Here is a 16,031-nt window from a genome sequence, read left to right as displayed (position 1 = left end):
GTCGTGAAGACCCGCGCCGCCGTAGCCTTCGCCGCCAAGCAACCGCTCGAGATCGTCGAGGTCGACCTGGAAGGTCCCAAGGCGGGCGAGGTGCTGATCGAGATCAAGGCGACGGGCGTCTGCCATACCGACGCCTATACGCTGGACGGCCTGGACTCCGAGGGCCTGTTCCCCTCGATCCTGGGCCACGAGGGCGCGGGTGTGGTGGTCGAGGTCGGGGCCGGCGTCACCAGCCTGGCGGTCGGCGACCACGTGATCCCGCTCTACACGCCCGAATGTCGCCAGTGCAAAAGCTGCCTGAGCGGCAAGACCAATCTCTGCACGGCCATTCGCGCCACCCAGGGCAAGGGCCTGATGCCGGACGGCACCAGCCGCTTCTCCTACAAGGGCCAGACCATCCATCACTATATGGGCTGCTCGACCTTCTCGAACTACACCGTGCTGCCCGAGATCGCGGTGGCGAGGATCCGCAAGGACGCGCCGTTCAAGTCGGCCTGTTACTGCGGCTGCGGCGTCACCACGGGCGTCGGCGCGGCGATCAACACCGCCAAGGTCAAGCCGGGCGACAACGTCATCGTCTTCGGCCTGGGCGGTATCGGCCTGAACGTGCTGCAGGGCGCGCGGCTGGCCGGCGCCAACATGATCGTCGGCGTCGACATCAATCCCGCCCGCGAGGACTGGGGCCGCAAGTTCGGCATGACCCACTTCGTCAATCCGAAAACCATCGACGGCGACATCGTCGCCCATCTGGTGGCCCTGACCGACGGCGGCGCCGATTTCACCTTCGACGCCACGGGCAACACCACGGTGATGCGCCAGGCGCTGGAAGCCTGCCATCGCGGCTGGGGCGAAAGCATCATCATCGGCGTGGCCGAGGCGGGGAAGGAAATCTCGACCCGTCCGTTCCAGCTGGTCACCGGCCGGGTCTGGCGGGGCACGGCCTTCGGCGGCGCGCGCGGCCGCACCGACACGCCCAAGATCGTCGACTGGTACATGGACGGCAAGATCCAGATCGACCCGATGATCACCCACGTCCTGCCCCTGGAGCGCATCAACGAGGCGTTCGACCTGATGCACGCCGGCGAGAGCATCCGGACGGTTATTGAGTTCTAGTTCCATGACCGTCGAAATCACCGCCACCCACCGCCTGCACGACGGAACCCTGCGCTACTGCAAGCACGCCAGCGCCAGCACCGGCACGCCGATGAAGTTCACGGTGTGGGTTCCGGACGGGGAGGGGCCGTTCCCCTATCTCGTCTGGCTGTCGGGCCTGACCTGCACGGAAGACAACTTCACCACCAAGTCGGGCGTCTATGAACACGCCGCCCGGTTCGGGATCGCCATCGTCGCGCCCGACACCTCGCCGCGCGGGGACGGCGTGGCCGACGATCCGGCCTATGATCTGGGGCAGGGGGCGGGCTTCTATGTCGACGCCACGCAAGCGCCGTGGGCGCCGCACTTCCAGATGTATTCCTACGTGACGAAAGACCTGCTGGAGGCCGTCGACGGCGCCTTCGCGCTGGACGCAGGCCGGCGCGGGATCTTCGGCCACTCGATGGGCGGCCACGGGGCCCTGACGATCGCCCTGCGCAACCCTGATCTGTTCCAGTCGGTCAGCGCCTTCTCGCCCATCGTCTCGCCGCTGAACTGCCCGTGGGGCGACAAGGCGATGACCGCCTATCTGGGCGAGGATCGCGCGAAGTGGCGGGTGCACGATGCCTGCGCCCTGATCGCGGATGGGGCAGGGGCCAGCTTCGACGACATCCTGATCGAACAGGGCCTGGCCGACAGTTTCCTGGAAAACCAGCTGAAGCCCGAATTGATCGAAGCCGCCGCCGCGAAAGCCGGCCGCAAGGTTTCGGTGCGGCGGCAGGAGGGCTACGACCACAGCTACTTTTTCATCACGTCGTTCATCGGCGAGCACCTGGCCTGGCACGCGCAAAGGCTGTAATTTCGCGAGCTGCCCGTGTCGCTGATCACAGCTGTGGTAGTCTCACGCCATGGTCCGTGAGCCCTCGATCTTTGACGACCTTGACGCCGCCGTCGAAGAGGCTGCGGACGCCGAAGGCTTGGCTGACATCGTCGCAGGTCGGGTTGTTCCCAATGCCGAGGTTTCGGCTTGGCTTGAGACCTGGGGGGCGCCAGACGAAAAGCCCATGCCAGTGTCGTGGCTGAACTAGTCTGATCGCGTCCGGCGCTTTCCGATCACAACGGTTGTCATCCCGGACAAGCGCGAAGCGCGCAGATCCGGGACCGACGCCTGAACTCTGCGCTTCCGGCGGTCCCGGATCGGCGCCCGGCTTCGCCGAGCTTGTCCGGGATGACAGATTTTTTGGCTGTGAATCCACAAGCTGGTGATCATTTCGCCCTACATCATCCGCTATCAGGTCATGGGCGACAGGGTGACCGTCATCCGCATCCGGCACGCGGCCCGGTCGTGAACTTTCGGTAATTCATCCACGGTTCAGGCGGCGACGGCTCATCTGGCTCCACGGTCAAGTTTCGACCGGTGGGGACCTTTGATTATGAAATTTGCTTCGCTTGCCGCCGTCGTCGCGCTGGCCTTCACCACCTCGGCCTGTGTGATCATCGACGCCGACGATCACCCCGACACCTCGGTCAACATCACCAAGACCGACCTGGAGCCGATCCACGGCGCAACCATCGACAAGGGCGATCTGGTGATCCGGGTGTCGTCCAACGGCTGCACCAACGCCGCCGACTTCGCCGTCGAGAGCAACCGCCGCGACGGCTCGGCGACCTTCGCCTTCACCCGCAAGCGGCCGGACCTGTGCCGCGCCCTGATGGCCGAGGGCGTCGATCTGCGCTTCCCGCTGGACGCTTACGGCGTTGACCGGGGCAGCAAGGTGCGGGTGCGCAATCCGCTTGTGCGGCCTTAGGGTCTGTCGTCGAACGCGGCGACTCGGGGCATACTTCGAACGGTAGTTCGCGTTGATCTCGCGGTGCCTTTCAGTGTTTCATGGCCAAGAGGCAAGACAGGTCATGTCCATGTTGCAAAACGACATCGTCGCGTTCGACGCCATGAAGGCAGATCTTGAGGCCGAGCATTTCGGCGAATGGGTCATCTTTCATTCCGGCGCCCTGGCCGCTGTCTGCAAGACGTTCGAAGACGCCGCGACCCAGGCCGTGGAGCGGTTCGAGCGGGGGCCGTATCTGATCCGCCAGGTGGGGGCCGCGATGGTCAATCTGCCGGCTTCGGTGATGTACCGCCCGGCCCATGGCTGAGACGCAGGCGGGCTTCAAGCACGGGAAGAGCGAACTCGCGCAGGATCTGCTGGTTCGTTTCGGCCCGACTTTGTTGGTCGATATCGGTTTCAAGCCCATCGCCATCACAGACAATGGCCCCGAACTGGAGTTCAGGGGCCTGAAGGCGCTGGTCGACACCGGGGCTGGCGACAGCTGCATCGACAGCGGGATCGCCGGGCGCGCCCGATTGCCGGTCATCGATCAGCGAGTCGCTAGCGGCATCGGCGGGGCGACGCGCGTGAACATCCACATGGCGCGGCTCTACATTCCATCCTTGAAGCAGATGTTGTTTCAGCCTTTTGCGGGTGTGGAACTGGAGACCGGTGGCCAATGGCACCAAGCGCTGTTGGGGAGAACCTTCCTGCGTCCCTACACCTTGCGCTATGTTGGACCGACTGGAGAGGTCGTGATCTCTCACGCCGATTGACTCCCCGCCGCCCCTCCGTCATAAACCGCGCCTTCCCGCCGCCGGCTCGCCGTGTGGCGTGGAATCATATGACGGACTGATGCGACGCCGCCGTTGAGATCGCGCCTCTACTAATTGAGGCGCCGGCCCGGATCGAACTGAAGAGCTACACATGTCCAAGCGCCATAGCGCCAAGTACAAGATCGATCGCCGTATGGGCGAAAACCTCTGGGGCCGGCCCAAGTCGCCGGTCAACCAGCGGTCCTACGGCCCCGGCCAGCACGGCCAGCGCCGCAAGCAGAAGGTTTCCGACTTCGGTCTGCAGCTGCGCGCCAAGCAAAAGCTGAAGGGCTACTACGGCAACCTGACCGAGAAGCAATTCTCGCGCACCTACGAGGAAGCCGCCCGCCGCAAGGGCAACACCTCGGAAAACCTCATCTCGCTGCTCGAGTCGCGCCTGGACGCCATTGTCTATCGCGCCAAGTTCGTGCCGACCGTGTTCGCCGCCCGCCAGTTCGTGAACCACGGCCACGTGACCGTGAACGGCAAGCGCGTCAACATCGCCTCGTACCGCTGCAAGGCCGGCGACGTCATCGCCGTCCGTGAGCGTTCGCGCAACATGGCCCTGGTGCTGGAAGCCGTCGTCTCGGCCGAACGCGACTTCGCCGAATACATCACCGTCGACGTGAAGGGCCTGTCGGCCACCTTCGTGCGCGCTCCGGAACTGTCGGAAGTGCCGTATCCGGTGAAGATGGAACCCAACCTCGTCGTCGAATTCTACGCTTCGTAAGAAGCCTCGACCTCGAAGAGATACTTCAAAGGCCCCGGAGCGATCCGGGGCCTTTTTTGATTCCCGCTGGGGGCCATCGCCGCCGCCTCCGAGCGCCCTGCAAGCCCAGCCTCACATCCCCACGAGAGGGACGTGATTCACCCCGCGAATCCGCCCTCATCCAGAAACGCCTGCTCCTCGGGTGTCGTCTCGCGGCCCAGGGCGGCGTTGCGGTGGGGGAAGCGGCCGAAGCGGGCGATGATGTCCCGATGCTCCAGCGCCCACCTGATGGTGTTCTCGTCGCCGCTGTCGGCCTGCAGGGCGGCGCACAGCTCGACGCTCAATTCCTGGTCGGCCAGGGATTCGGAATGCTCGAACGGCAGGTAGAAGAACGGCCGCAGTTGCGCCTCGACGGCCTGATCGTGACCGTCGGCCAGCGCAGCGCGGGCGAACATGCGGGCCAGGGGATCGGTGGCGAAGGCGTGGGCGGTGTTGCGGTAGAGATTGCGCGGGAACTGGTCCAGCAGGATCAGGAGGGCCAGTGCGCCTTCGGGGCTCTGCGCCCATGTGTCGTAACGGCGCTGGGCGGCTCTATAGTGGGTTTGCTCGAACCTCAGGGCGATCATGGAATCAAACGCGGCGTCCTTGGCGAACCATTTTCTGGGACCGGCCGAACGCCAGAAGCCGATAACATCCATGGGGTGAGCGGGCATCTGAAGTCCTGGGATATCCGTTCAAACGCGGTTCATCCGCGACAGCCGATGTTGCTATCAAGGGACAAAGCCGGGGCCGCGCACAAGGCCCCTTGGAGCACGAAATGAAGCGTCTGATCTCGACCGCCATGGTCTTGTCGCTGCTGGGCGGCGCGGCGGCGGAAGCCGGGTCCGCTGCGGCGGTGGTCGCCCAGCGCGAACAGCGGCAGGATGGCCCGCGCGGTGATCGCGGTGGCGGCGACCGTGGCGGTGGCCGTCAAGGCGGCGAACGCCAGGGCGGTCAGGAACAGGGCCAGCCGCGCGGCGACCGTGGCGACCGCGGCGATCGCGGTGGCGGTCGGCCCGACTGGAACAGCGGCGGCGGCGCTCGCCCCGCGCCCCAGGCGCCGACGGCCCCGCAGGCTTCGACCGCGCCCCAGGCGCAACAGCCGGGCGGCCGGCCAGACTGGAATCGCGGCGACCGTGGCGGTCGCCCGGATCGTGGCGGCGAGGATCGGGGCCAGGGTCGTGGCGACCAGGGCCGGCCCGATCAGGGCCGTCCCGATCAGGGGCGCGGCGAACAGGGTCGGCCCGGCGGCGGCGACAATCGCGGCGGTCAGGACTGGAACCGTGGCGGTCAGGACCGCAACGGCGGCTGGGATCGCGGCCGCGACGACAGAGGCCGCGACGGCCGGGGCGGTTACGACCGTGGCCGTGACGACCGGGGCGGTTACGACCGTGGCCGGCCGGGGCAGGGCGGGCACTATCGCGACCGCGACAATGGTCGCTCACACTATGACCAGCGCCGCTATCGGCCCAGCTTCCAGCCCTCGCAACGCTACCGGGCCGGCGCCTATCGCGCGCCGCGCGGCTGGTACGTCCATAGCTGGTCGTTCGGCGACTATCTGCCAGGCGGCTGGTATTCGACCTCGTACTATCTGGACTGGTACCGCTACGGCCTGCCCAACCCGCCCATCGGCTGCGAATGGGTCCGGGTCGGCGACAACGCCATCCTGGTCGACGTCTGGTCCGGCCAGGTGCTGAGCGTCTATTACGACCTGTTCTGGTAGATCGCGCGCTTACAAAAATAGAAGCCCGGGCCGGATCGGCCCGGGCTTTTTCGTCTGCGATGCCAATGGTGGTCGGCCGACCATGGACCTTGCCCAGAAGTCTGGTCGCAACCTTAGCCGACGGCCAGCAACTGTGTTCTGACGCCCAGTTCCAGCGCCGCGAGCGCCAGGCGTTTGTCCAGGGTCACCAGCAGATGATCCTCCCGGCGGCAGGCGGCGGCGTGCAGCGCGTCGGGCGCCCGAAGCATCAGGTCGAAGCGCCGGACGAAGACATTGGCCAGACGCACATCGGAGGCCTGAAGGTCCAGATCATGAGCGCTGGCGGCGCGCCAGGCGTCAAAGTCGCTTAGCCGACGACTGGCGTCATCCTGATCCAGCAGGCCGGTTCGCACGAGCCGTGACAAGGCCGAGGCGACTTCGGCGGCGGCGAACTCGCTGATGATCAGGTCATCCTCAAGGCTACCGATGAACGCATCGACGACCGCGCTGGCGGCCCCCTGAATCAAGGTCGGCAGTATGACGCTGGCGTCGAGATAGACGCTCAAGCGTCCGGGTCCTCATAGAGTTGGTTGAGCAGTTCCACCGAGCTCAAGCCGACGGGCTTGCGGGCCTGACGGCGCGCTTGCAGCCAGGCATAGGTCGCCGATGGTGTTCCGCGCGATGCGGGGGCCACGGGGCGCAATTCGGCGACGGGCTTTCCATGCCGCGAGATGATCACCTCTTCCCCTTCAAGGGCGCGGTCGATCAGTCGCGGAAGGCCACTCTTGGCATCGGCTACGCTGTAGGTGCTCATAGGACCTCCAAGAATGACCATAATTATAGTCACAATGCTGCAGGTCGCAAGGCGCGCGCTCAACCGCCGTGCGGCGTGGTCCCATCGGGCGCGTGACGCGGCTCTTGACCTTCATCCGCGCGTCTCTGGAAATCCTCATCATGGGCAAACAACGCCCAACCGGCTAAAACCTCATAGCAGAGGCATTTGCGTCACAACGTTCTGTCGTCGTCGCCTTGACGAAACGGCAAAAAAACGCTCAAACGCCCGGCCTTTGTCGCTTCGCCGTTGCGCGAGGCGGCCCTGATTGACCAGTCTGGAGAATAAATCATGCGCGTCTATTATGATCGCGACGCCGACCTCGCCCGCATTCTCGACAAGAAGATCGCGATCGTAGGCTATGGTTCGCAAGGTCACGCGCACGCTCTCAACCTCCGGGATTCGGGCGCCAAGAACGTCGCCGTCGCCCTGCGCGCCGGCTCGCCCACCGCCAAGAAGGCCGAAGGCGAAGGCCTGAAGGTCATGACTGTCGCCGAGGCCGCCGCCTGGGCCGACCTGATCATGATCCTGGCCCCGGATGAGCATCAGCGCGCGATCTACAACGAAGAGATCGCCCCCAACATCCGCGACGGCGCGGCCCTGCTGTTCGCCCACGGCCTGAACGTGCACTTCGGCCTGATCGAGCCCAAGGACACCATCGACGTCCTGATGGTCGCCCCCAAGGGTCCCGGCCACACCGTGCGCGGCGAGTATCAAAAGGGCGGCGGCGTGCCCTGCCTGATCGCGGTGCACCACAACGCCACCGGCAACGCCCACGACCTGGGCCTGGCCTATGCCTCGGCCATCGGTGGCGGTCGCTCGGGCATCATCGAGACCAACTTCCGCGAAGAGTGCGAAACCGACCTGTTCGGCGAGCAGGCCGTCCTGTGCGGCGGCACGGTGGAACTGATCCGCTGCGGCTTCGAAGTGCTGGTCGAAGCCGGCTACGCGCCGGAAATGGCCTATTTCGAGTGCCTGCACGAGCTGAAGCTGATCGTCGACCTGATCTATGAAGGCGGCATCGCCAACATGAACTACTCGATCAGCAACACGGCCGAGTACGGCGAATACGTCACCGGCCCGCGCATCGTCACCGCCGAGACCAAGGCCGAGATGAAGCGGGTTCTGGAAGACATCCAGTCGGGCAAGTTCGTTCGCGATTTCATGCTGGAAAACCAGGTCGGCCAACCTTCGTTCAAGGCCACCCGCCGCCGCGCGGGCGAGCATCAGATCGAAGAAGTCGGCGCGCGCCTGCGCGGTATGATGCCGTGGATCGCCAAGAACAAGCTGGTGGACCAAGCCAAGAACTAGCCGGTCCCTCTCCAAGGATCGTTGTCAGAGCCCTCGGCCGCCCCCGGCCGGGGGCTTTTTCATTTCGAGGTTGCGGTCCTGTGGCGACGACCGGAAAGTGCGTCTCGTCCCGCTTGAGGGACTGGGAGGATCATCGATGAAACGCCTGTTTGCCGCCCTGACCGTTTGCGCCGCCGTAGGCTTTGCCGCCACGCCGAGCCTGGCCGCCGAAGTGGCCTACAAGCTGGATTCTTCCCACACCGAGACGATGTTCATCATCGATCGCTTTGGCTTCAACTCGGTGATCGGCCTCTTCGGCGGGGCGGAGGGCACGATCTGGCTGGACGAGGCCGCGCCGGAAAAGTCGCGGGTCGAGGCCACCATCCAGGTTGGCAGCCTGCAGTCCGGTCACGCCACCCGTGACGAGCACCTCAAGGCCGCGCGCTGGCTGAACGCTCCGGCCTTCCCGACCATGACCTTCAAGTCGACCAAGGTGGAAAAGACCGGGCCCGACACCGCCAAGGTGACGGGCGACATGACCATCATGGGCGTGACCCAGCCGGCCACCCTCGAGGTCAAGCTCAACAAGATCGGCACGGCGCCCAACAATCAGAAGAAGCAGGCCGGTTTCACCATCACCGGCGCGATCAGCCGCAAGGCCTTCGGCAGCGCCACGGGGGCTGGCGCGATCGGCGACAGCGTCGCCATCCGCATCGAGGCCTTGGCGATCGCTCAATAGAGGCTGTCATCCCGGCCCAGCGCGAAGCGCGCCGAGCCGGGAACGCCGGAGACGCGGGCGTCTGTCGCGGTCCCGGCTCGGCGCTGCGCTACGGCCGGGATGACAGTGGAGCTACCCCAGAAAGAACACCGGCCCCCAGGCCACCTGGTAGCGGTGCTCGCCTGACGACAGGTGCGGGCGCAGCTGCCATGCCCCGGGCGGCAGGACCGACGGCGGGCGCCCCGCGACAGAGGTCGTGGTCAGGACGTCGCCGCCGGGCTCCGAGACCGAGAACTGACCGATGGCCGGGGTGGCGCCCGACAGGGCGGCGGCGATCTCGTCGGATGAGCGGACGCGCAGCGGCGCCGGGCGCGCCAACCGGGCGCTGACCTCGGCATAGGCGCCCACCGCGATCACGCGCGGCCCCTGGCGCAGGACGCCATAGCCCACATGGGTGAAGCCTGCGGCCACCAGATTGGCCCGGTGGCCGGGGCTGTTTCGCCACTGGTTCATGATCTGGTCGGGCGTGACGGGCCCGGCGGCGTTGCGGCGCATGGCGATGTTCTCGCCCGGCGCGCCGACCAGGTCGCGGGCCAGCAGGCCGACCCGCCCTGCGGCGCTGAAGCCGTCGGAGGTGAAGTGGTCGAAGACACCGCTGACCGCCATGTCGGCGGCGTGGGCGCGTGCGGCCAGAATCAGACCCCGGTCGGGCCGAAGTCCGGCCACGCCCTGGCGCTCGCGGATGAGATTGTTGAGGTCCAGCAGGGTGTCTTCGAACCCGTCGTCGAAGTCGCCGCCCGCCGCGTCGGACAGGCCCTGGCGCAGCCTGCGGTCATAGGCCTGCCATCGCGCGATCGGCGCCGCGTGGGCCAAGCCGGCGGCGAGGACGAGGGGCGCGGTCAGCAGGGTTCTTCGAAGGATTTGCGGCATCGCGGCCCTTAACAGTGATTGACAGGAACCCCCGGGACCAAGCTCTAAGACCCATGCGTCCCGTGCGTTCCATATGGCTGGCCGGCCCCGATGTCTGGCTCCCCGATTCCGCCGCCCACGCGGCGCACCAGCGGGCCCATTGCATCGACGCCGGCTTTACGGGCCTGACTCCCGATCCCGCGCCCCAGAGCGCGGAGAACGGCTCCGAGCTTGAAGCGCGCGAACTCTACGCCGCCCGCATGGCGCGATTGCGTCAGGCCGACGCCGGGGTGGTGAATCTGACCCCCTGGCGCGGACCTTCGGCTGATCCCGGCGCGGCGTTCGAGACCGGCGTTCTGGCGGGGCTGGGGCGGCCGATCTTCGCCTATCTGAACGTGCCCGACGAATCCCAGGCCGAATATGTCGACCGGGTCGAATCGTTCGTCGGCGCCCAGCGCGACGAGGCCGGCGTCTGGCGCGATGGCGACGGCTGCGTGGTCGAGGACTATGGCCTGCCCGAGACGGTGATGCTGTGGGCCGAGGCGCGCCGGTTGTTCGTGATCGTCACCAGCGATCCGCTGCATGATCTGACCGGGCTGGAGCTGTGTCTCGAGGCGTTGAGGCTCTATGCGGAGTAGGGCGGGCTAAAAGTCCTCCCCCTAGCGGGGGAGGTGTCGGCGAAGCCGACGGAGGGGGAAGTCCGGCTAAATCAATGCGGTCTTCCCCCACCGGCCTCCGGCCGCCTCCCCCTTCAGGGGGAGGACCTGCTCCAAGTCACCACCCCAGATCCGCTTCCCCGCGCAGAATCGCCTCCGCCGCCGCCGAGTGCTGTCCACCATCCCGCTCGTGCAGCACCAGCGCCGGCAAAAGCACCAGCGGCGCCTTGCCGGTCTTGATCGCCCGGACGATGACCCGCTTGGCCGGAGCGTCGGCGAAGGGCTGGATCGGGCGGATCCTGAACGAGCCCGCCTTGGGCGCCAGCAGGGCCAGGATGTCGGCCAGACGGTCGGCGCGGTGGATAAGGGTGATGCTGCCGCCCTCGCGCACGGCCTTGAGCAGGAAACCCGTCCAGGCCGCCAGCCCGCCGTCGGCCATCCAGGCTCCGGTCTTGGCCGGGGAGGGGGCTCGCAGCGCGCCGGGGTCGTCGAAAAACGGCGGATTGCTGATCACCGCGTCGAAGACCGGCAGGCCCAGGGCGCGAAAGCCGGCTTCGATGTCGCCGGTGCTGATCTCGACCCGATCGGCCAGATCGTTGAGCGCCACATTGTCTCGCGCCAGGCCGGCGGCGTCCGGATCGCGCTCCACGCCATGGAATCGGGCGCCCGGCCGGCGAGTCGCAGCTGCCAGCAGCGCCCCGCCGACGCCGCAGCCGGCCTCAAGCACCCGGTCGCTGGAATGAGCGTCGCAGGCGGCCGCCAGCAGCGCCGCATCCATGCCCGCTCGGTATCCGCCGACCTTCTGGCGGAGGCGAACACGGCCGTTCAGCACGCTATCTTCGGTCAGCTGAGTGTCGTCCAACGCATCAAGCCTTGTGCTTGCCTTGACCCTGACCTATCCCGCCACCATTGTCCCTCGCAACGGCTGATCCTGCTGGGGACGGATGTGAGCCCGATCGCCCCTCGACAAGGGTCAAAGGTGTGTCGGTCAAGGAGAGTATAGTCTTGGACGCAGTTGCAGCGACCCTCGCCCGAGAGCCGGGATCGGTGGATCGACTGGTGCGTCTGGCGTCCGCCGACATGGGCGGGGTCGACCGCCTGATCACCGAACGCATGCAGAGCGATGTGCCTCTGATCCCGGCGCTGGCCGAGCATCTGATCGCCGCCGGCGGCAAGCGCCTGCGCCCGCTGCTGACCGTGGCCGCCGCGCGTCTGGCCGGCTCGGACAACGACGCCTGCCTGAAGCTGGCCGCTTCGGTCGAGTTCATCCATACCGCCACCCTGCTGCATGATGACGTGGTGGACGGCAGCCACCTGCGGCGCGGCAAGGTCGCGGCCCATCTGATCTGGGGCGCAGCCCAAAGCGTGCTGGTGGGCGACTTTCTGTTTGCTCGCGCCTTTGAACTGATGGTCGAGACCAACTCGATGAAGGCGCTGGAGATCCTGGCCCGCGCCAGCCGGGTGATCGCCGAGGGCGAAGTGCTGCAATTGATGCGCAGCCACGACCTCAATCTCTCGCAGACCATCTATCTCGACATCATCGCCGCCAAGACCGCCGAACTGTTCGCCGCCGCTTCCGAGGCCGGCGCGGTGTCGGCCGGGGTCGACAAGGCCCGTTCCGACGCCCTGCGCGCCTATGGCCTGAACCTGGGCCTGGCGTTCCAGCTCGCCGACGACGCCCTCGACTATGGCGGCGCGACCGAAACCCTCGGCAAGAACGCCGGCGACGACTTCCGCGAAGGCAAGGCCACCTTGCCGCTGCTGCTGGCCATCGCCCGTTCGGGCCCGCGCGAAGCCGAGTTCTGGGAGCGGGCCATCGGCCGTCGCGAACAGACCGAAGCCGACTTCCGCCGCGCCCGCGAACTGATCATCGGCTCCGGCGCCCTGGACGCGACCCTGGACCTGGCCGCCGACTATGCCGACAAGGCCAAGTCGGCCCTGGCGATGTTCCCGGCCAATGAGTGGCGCACGGCGCTGGAAAGCCTCGCCGACTTCGCGGTCAGCCGGAGAGCCTGATGGCCCGGCGGAAGCCTCTCCATCTCGGACTGCCCCGCGCCGCCCCTGGCGAGCGCCTGCCGCGTCTGGACACCATCATCGCCACTTCGGCCGCCAATCCGAGCGGCGACCCCAATGTGCGGGCCCAGGAGGCCGGCGAGGCGGCCGGCAAGGTGATCGGCGGCGGGGTAGGCGTGCTGGTCGGCTGCCTCCTGATCGTGCTGATGCTGGGCCCGGTGCTGTGGGCGCCCGGCTGGGCCGCCCTGCGGGCCGCGCGTCTGGTTCCCGGGCCCTGGTGGCCCTGGCTGGCAGGCCTGGCGGCCGGTCTGGTCGTGGCCTTGGTCCAGACCTGGCTGCTGGTCCAGCGCAGTCCGATCCTGCGCTATCCGATCGTGGCCCTGTTCGCCGCCGCCTGGGTTGGCGGGCTCTGGTTGGAACTGACCTCGCCCCGCCATGACTGGGTGACGACCGCCCCGACCCTGCACATGCCCGGTCCGTGGACCTGGGCGCTGCTGGGCCTGGGCACGGTGATCTATGCGGGCATCTATCTGCTGGCCCTGGGCCAGATCACCAAGGGCCGCTGGGTCCGCGGTTGGCAGCTGATCAAATAGCCGTCAGGCAGAGGTCCAGGTGTGTGCCCCTGTCGTCCTCGACATGCCGGGTCCAGGCCGCGTCGACCTTGGCGATGACCTGGGCGGCGTCACCACCGGCCACCCGTTCGCGCTTCTTCTTGCGGTGCAGGATCTCGACGCCATAGCCGAGGTCCAGGAAGAAGGTCAGCAGGGCCGCGCCATCGGCGCCCGAGATCTCGCTCTGGAAGCGCGGTGAGTATTCCAGGAAGGTGATGGGCTTCTGCTCGGCCATCAGGGCCCTGGCGCCCATGAAGGCGCGATACTCCATCCCTTCGATGTCGATCTTCAGCACATCGACCTTGCCGAAGTCGGCGCGCAGCAGGTCCAGCGGCACGACGGGGGCGATGTCGAAGGCGTCCAGATTTTCGGGAATGCCGTCGATGGGCGGCTCCATCTGGAAGTTGTTGTGCACGGTCTGGCGACGCAGATATTCGGTGCCAAGGCGGTCGGAGACGCCCACCAGCAGCAGCTGCATGTTGGCGACGCCGCTGGCTTTGGCGCTTTCCAGCAGCACGCGGCCGTTGCCGGCGCTCATCTCGATGGCGATGACCTTGCCCGTGCTCCCCACCGCCTTGGCTGCGGGAAGCGCGAAGGCGCCCCAGCTGGCCCCGACGTCCAGCACCGTCATGCCGGGCTTGAGGATCTTGAGGAAGTAGTCGAGCACCCAGGGCTCGTAGTCCTTGCCGTCGTCCAGCTGGCGGGTGATCACCCAGTGCTCCGGCATCCAGAACGTACAGCCGCGGAACTTCACTTCCATCAGGGTCGGGGCCACGCCGGCCGGCAGTTCGATCGGTCGACGCTTCTTGCGGAACAGGCCCATGATCGTCCTCGTCGGCGGCGCGGGTCTGCCCCGGCGCCCTGTGCTTGCAGGTACCTATCCGATTTTGACCCCTTGGCCACAGTCCCCTCGTTTGGGGGAGGGGGTGAATTCGCCGTAACGCGCGCGCCTTGTTCTCGACAAGTCTCGCGATACGCCCCACCTCTAGGGTCTGGGTTTATGGGCTGGGAGCCGTCTTCGTGATCCGACTGATCCTCAACATCCTCTGGTTCGTCCTCGGCGGCTGGCTTTCCGGCCTGCTGTGGCTGCTGGGCGGCGCCCTGCTGGCCATCACCATCGTCGGCCTGCCCTATACGGGCGCGGCCTGGCGCATCGCCGGTTTCGCCTTCTGGCCGTTCGGCAAGGAGATCGTCAGCCGCGAGATCGTCAGCGGCCGGGGCGACCTGGGCACAGGGCCTCTGGGCTTCGTGCTGAATGTGATCTGGTTCATCCTGGGCGGCTGGTACATCGCGCTCAGCCACCTGATGATCGCCGCCGCTGAGGCCGTGACCATTGTCGGCATCCCCTTCGCCATCAAGGACTTCCAGCTGGCGATCATCGCCCTGGCCCCGATCGGCCGCGAGGTGGTGGAGGTTCGGCGGTAGGCGTCAGAAGCTGGTGAACAGCCGGTCGAGGGCGCGGCGGATTTCGTCTTCGTGGGTCAGCAGATTGGTCGCCCTGCTTCGCAGCAAGCTTGCGGTCAGGCTGAAGGGCTCGCTGACAACCAGCATCAGCGGTTGCCCGTCTATTTCGACCCCGATCTCCAGACCGCTGACCTGGCGCTTGGCGTCGTTCACGGCGGGCGCGACCACGACCTCATCGAGCTCATGCAGATGATGCGAGGACAGCACCACCAGGAAGGGCGCCACCTTACGGCTCTCCGGCGAGGGATTCAGGTAGGCGTCGAACTGCCGCAACCTACCACCGTCTGAAGTGGTCTGAGATCAAGCCGCGCTGAGCAATGCGCTCATTGTGCTCTTTGATCGCTTCAGCATTCTCCGCCGCCCAGCGCCGGGCGCGGTCCTCGGCGCCGGCGGGATCGACCTTCTGCAGGTGCAGGCGAAGCTGGGTTTCACTGAGGCCCGTGATGGAAATCCCCAGCCGCTGGGCTTGAGCCAACAGTTCGGGGTCGATGCCGTCATCGCGTTCTGGGGCGTCCATGGGACGGGAGATTATCATTCCTCTTCATCCTCCGACAGCAGCACGTCCAGGAAGGTCTGGCGGCGGTTGAGGAAGCTGCGGGTCACCGTAACGTGGTCGAGGTCTTCATATTCCACGCGCTCAAGGCCGCGTTCGGAGGTCTCGTAGATCCAGGCGTCGGGATAGCCGAGGATGATCGGTGAGTGGGTGGCGATGATCAGCTGCGAACGGGCCAGCACCAGTTGATGCAGCTTGGCCAGGAACGACAGCTGCCGGCTGGGTGATAGGGCGGCTTCGGGCTCGTCGAGGATATAGAGGCCATCGCCACGAAAACGGTTGTCGAACAGGGCGAAGAAGGCCTCGCCGTGGGATTGTTCGTGCAGGGGGCGGGCGCCATAGGCGCTGGCGATGAAGGCTCCGCCTGGGTGTGGCTCCCGGTCGAGCGCTTCAATCTCGGTCTGGACGTTGAAGAAGCTCTCGGCGCGCAGGAAGTAGCCGTCGTGCGGACGAATGATCGATCGCACGGGGCGGATGTGGCTGTGCAGGTCGGAGTGCGACGCGCGGCTGCTGAAGTTGAAGTTCCGCGACCCGCCCTCGGCGTTGAAGCCCCAGGCCACCGCCAAAGCCTCGATCAGGGTCGATTTTCCCGAGCCGTTCTCGCCGACCAGGAAGGTGACGCGCGGATGAAAGGCGATGCTCTCCAGACCGCGCAGCACAGGCAGGTTGAAAGGGTAGGCTTCAGGATTCCAGCCCTCACGGCGCTGGATCAGGGCTTCGATCCAGTAGGGGCGGTCGAGCGCGGTCATGCGAGTGTTCTTGGTGTGTTCCGAAAAAACGCTTTAGCACCTCATCGGCGTAA

General features: G+C 66.5%; 23 protein-coding genes. 14 read left to right on the top strand and 9 right to left on the bottom strand.

What is annotated here, in order from left to right; all coding sequences use genetic code 11:
* Positions 1-3: 3 nt before the first annotated feature.
* From ACN2C7_RS14435 to rpsD, 7 genes are all read left to right on the top strand, one after another.
* Complete coding sequence (locus tag ACN2C7_RS14435; protein ID WP_419317663.1) at positions 4-1,113, top strand: S-(hydroxymethyl)glutathione dehydrogenase/class III alcohol dehydrogenase; 1,110 nt, start codon at positions 4-6, stop codon at positions 1,111-1,113.
* A gap of 4 nt (positions 1,114-1,117) precedes the next feature.
* Positions 1,118-1,951, top strand: coding sequence for an S-formylglutathione hydrolase (fghA, locus tag ACN2C7_RS14430; protein ID WP_419317662.1), 834 nt, complete (start codon positions 1,118-1,120; stop codon positions 1,949-1,951).
* 49 nt (positions 1,952-2,000) lie between these two features.
* Complete coding sequence (locus tag ACN2C7_RS14425; protein WP_419317661.1) at positions 2,001-2,180, top strand: antitoxin; 180 nt, start codon at positions 2,001-2,003, stop codon at positions 2,178-2,180.
* A gap of 345 nt (positions 2,181-2,525) precedes the next feature.
* Positions 2,526-2,900: a hypothetical protein gene (locus ACN2C7_RS14420; protein ID WP_419317660.1), complete on the top strand. Its 375-nt coding sequence runs from the start codon at positions 2,526-2,528 to the stop codon at positions 2,898-2,900.
* 103 nt (positions 2,901-3,003) lie between these two features.
* On the top strand, positions 3,004-3,246 hold the full coding sequence (locus ACN2C7_RS14415; protein WP_419317659.1) for a hypothetical protein: 243 nt from the start codon (positions 3,004-3,006) through the stop codon (positions 3,244-3,246).
* Positions 3,239-3,694, top strand: a complete 456-nt coding sequence (locus tag ACN2C7_RS14410) for a hypothetical protein (RefSeq protein ID WP_419317658.1) — start codon at positions 3,239-3,241, stop codon at positions 3,692-3,694. Before ACN2C7_RS14415 ends, ACN2C7_RS14410 begins: the two co-directional genes overlap by 8 nt.
* 151 nt (positions 3,695-3,845) lie before the next feature.
* The gene (gene rpsD / locus ACN2C7_RS14405) at positions 3,846-4,463 is read left to right on the top strand and encodes a 30S ribosomal protein S4 (RefSeq protein ID WP_419254777.1); all 618 of its coding nucleotides are present in this window, start codon (positions 3,846-3,848) and stop codon (positions 4,461-4,463) included.
* 137 nt (positions 4,464-4,600) lie between these two features.
* On the opposite strand, the gene ACN2C7_RS14400 is transcribed toward rpsD, so the two are convergent.
* Complete coding sequence (locus ACN2C7_RS14400) at positions 4,601-5,155, bottom strand: DUF924 family protein (protein ID WP_419317657.1); 555 nt, start codon at positions 5,153-5,155, stop codon at positions 4,601-4,603.
* Positions 5,156-5,259: 104 nt separating this feature from the next.
* On the opposite strand from ACN2C7_RS14400, the gene ACN2C7_RS14395 reads away from it, so the two are divergent.
* The gene (locus ACN2C7_RS14395; protein WP_419317656.1) at positions 5,260-6,204 is read left to right on the top strand and encodes an RcnB family protein; all 945 of its coding nucleotides are present in this window, start codon (positions 5,260-5,262) and stop codon (positions 6,202-6,204) included.
* A 113-nt stretch (positions 6,205-6,317) separates the two neighbouring features.
* On the opposite strand, the gene ACN2C7_RS14390 is transcribed toward ACN2C7_RS14395, so the two are convergent.
* Positions 6,318-6,749, bottom strand: coding sequence for a type II toxin-antitoxin system VapC family toxin (locus tag ACN2C7_RS14390; protein WP_419317655.1), 432 nt, complete (start codon positions 6,747-6,749; stop codon positions 6,318-6,320).
* Positions 6,746-6,997, bottom strand: coding sequence for a type II toxin-antitoxin system Phd/YefM family antitoxin (locus ACN2C7_RS14385; RefSeq protein ID WP_419317654.1), 252 nt, complete (start codon positions 6,995-6,997; stop codon positions 6,746-6,748). Before ACN2C7_RS14385 ends, ACN2C7_RS14390 begins: the two co-directional genes overlap by 4 nt.
* Positions 6,998-7,306: 309 nt before the next feature.
* Between ACN2C7_RS14385 and ilvC the strand changes: the two genes are divergently transcribed.
* Both ilvC and ACN2C7_RS14375 read left to right on the top strand, forming a co-directional pair.
* Positions 7,307-8,326, top strand: coding sequence for a ketol-acid reductoisomerase (gene ilvC / locus ACN2C7_RS14380; RefSeq protein ID WP_419317653.1), 1,020 nt, complete (start codon positions 7,307-7,309; stop codon positions 8,324-8,326).
* Between the two features lie 136 nt (positions 8,327-8,462).
* A complete protein-coding gene (locus tag ACN2C7_RS14375; RefSeq protein ID WP_419317652.1) occupies positions 8,463-9,044 on the top strand; it encodes a YceI family protein in 582 nt (193 codons plus the stop codon).
* 111 nt (positions 9,045-9,155) lie between these two features.
* On the opposite strand, the gene ACN2C7_RS14370 is transcribed toward ACN2C7_RS14375, so the two are convergent.
* The gene (locus tag ACN2C7_RS14370; RefSeq protein WP_419317651.1) at positions 9,156-9,953 is read right to left on the bottom strand and encodes a CAP domain-containing protein; all 798 of its coding nucleotides are present in this window, start codon (positions 9,951-9,953) and stop codon (positions 9,156-9,158) included.
* Positions 9,954-10,006: 53 nt separating this feature from the next.
* Between ACN2C7_RS14370 and ACN2C7_RS14365 the strand changes: the two genes are divergently transcribed.
* The gene (locus ACN2C7_RS14365) at positions 10,007-10,570 is read left to right on the top strand and encodes a nucleoside 2-deoxyribosyltransferase (protein WP_419317650.1); all 564 of its coding nucleotides are present in this window, start codon (positions 10,007-10,009) and stop codon (positions 10,568-10,570) included.
* A gap of 136 nt (positions 10,571-10,706) precedes the next feature.
* On the opposite strand, the gene ACN2C7_RS14360 is transcribed toward ACN2C7_RS14365, so the two are convergent.
* Positions 10,707-11,366, bottom strand: coding sequence for a tRNA1(Val) (adenine(37)-N6)-methyltransferase (locus ACN2C7_RS14360; protein WP_419321478.1), 660 nt, complete (start codon positions 11,364-11,366; stop codon positions 10,707-10,709).
* Positions 11,367-11,593: 227 nt separating this feature from the next.
* On the opposite strand from ACN2C7_RS14360, the gene ACN2C7_RS14355 reads away from it, so the two are divergent.
* Positions 11,594-12,604 (top strand): polyprenyl synthetase family protein, encoded by a 1,011-nt coding sequence (locus ACN2C7_RS14355; protein ID WP_419317649.1) that lies wholly within the window; start codon positions 11,594-11,596, stop codon positions 12,602-12,604.
* Positions 12,604-13,194: a hypothetical protein gene (locus ACN2C7_RS14350; protein WP_419317648.1), complete on the top strand. Its 591-nt coding sequence runs from the start codon at positions 12,604-12,606 to the stop codon at positions 13,192-13,194. The genes ACN2C7_RS14355 and ACN2C7_RS14350 overlap by 1 nt, the downstream gene beginning before the upstream one ends.
* On the opposite strand, the gene ACN2C7_RS14345 is transcribed toward ACN2C7_RS14350, so the two are convergent.
* The gene (locus tag ACN2C7_RS14345; protein WP_419317647.1) at positions 13,187-14,035 is read right to left on the bottom strand and encodes an FkbM family methyltransferase; all 849 of its coding nucleotides are present in this window, start codon (positions 14,033-14,035) and stop codon (positions 13,187-13,189) included. The genes ACN2C7_RS14350 and ACN2C7_RS14345 overlap by 8 nt on opposite strands.
* Before the next feature lie 197 nt (positions 14,036-14,232).
* Here ACN2C7_RS14345 and ACN2C7_RS14340 point away from each other — a divergent pair, with 197 nt between their 5' ends.
* The gene (locus ACN2C7_RS14340; protein ID WP_419317646.1) at positions 14,233-14,637 is read left to right on the top strand and encodes a YccF domain-containing protein; all 405 of its coding nucleotides are present in this window, start codon (positions 14,233-14,235) and stop codon (positions 14,635-14,637) included.
* Positions 14,638-14,640: 3 nt separating this feature from the next.
* On the opposite strand, the gene ACN2C7_RS14335 is transcribed toward ACN2C7_RS14340, so the two are convergent.
* Genes ACN2C7_RS14335 through ACN2C7_RS14325 form a run of 3 tightly spaced genes read right to left on the bottom strand, consistent with a single transcriptional unit; the run spans position 14,641 to position 15,978 of the window.
* Positions 14,641-14,901, bottom strand: coding sequence for a CcdB family protein (locus ACN2C7_RS14335; RefSeq protein WP_419317645.1), 261 nt, complete (start codon positions 14,899-14,901; stop codon positions 14,641-14,643).
* A gap of 49 nt (positions 14,902-14,950) precedes the next feature.
* The gene (locus ACN2C7_RS14330) at positions 14,951-15,193 is read right to left on the bottom strand and encodes a type II toxin-antitoxin system CcdA family antitoxin (RefSeq protein WP_419317644.1); all 243 of its coding nucleotides are present in this window, start codon (positions 15,191-15,193) and stop codon (positions 14,951-14,953) included.
* A gap of 14 nt (positions 15,194-15,207) precedes the next feature.
* A complete protein-coding gene (locus tag ACN2C7_RS14325; RefSeq protein WP_419317643.1) occupies positions 15,208-15,978 on the bottom strand; it encodes an AAA family ATPase in 771 nt (256 codons plus the stop codon).
* Positions 15,979-16,031: the final 53 nt, after the last annotated feature.

It is taken from the genome of Caulobacter sp. ErkDOM-E (genome assembly GCF_048541895.1).
Taxonomy (GTDB): Bacteria; Pseudomonadota; Alphaproteobacteria; order Caulobacterales; family Caulobacteraceae; genus Caulobacter.
Note: the sequence above shows the minus strand (reverse complement) of the source record. Positions and strands in the feature narration are given on the sequence as shown.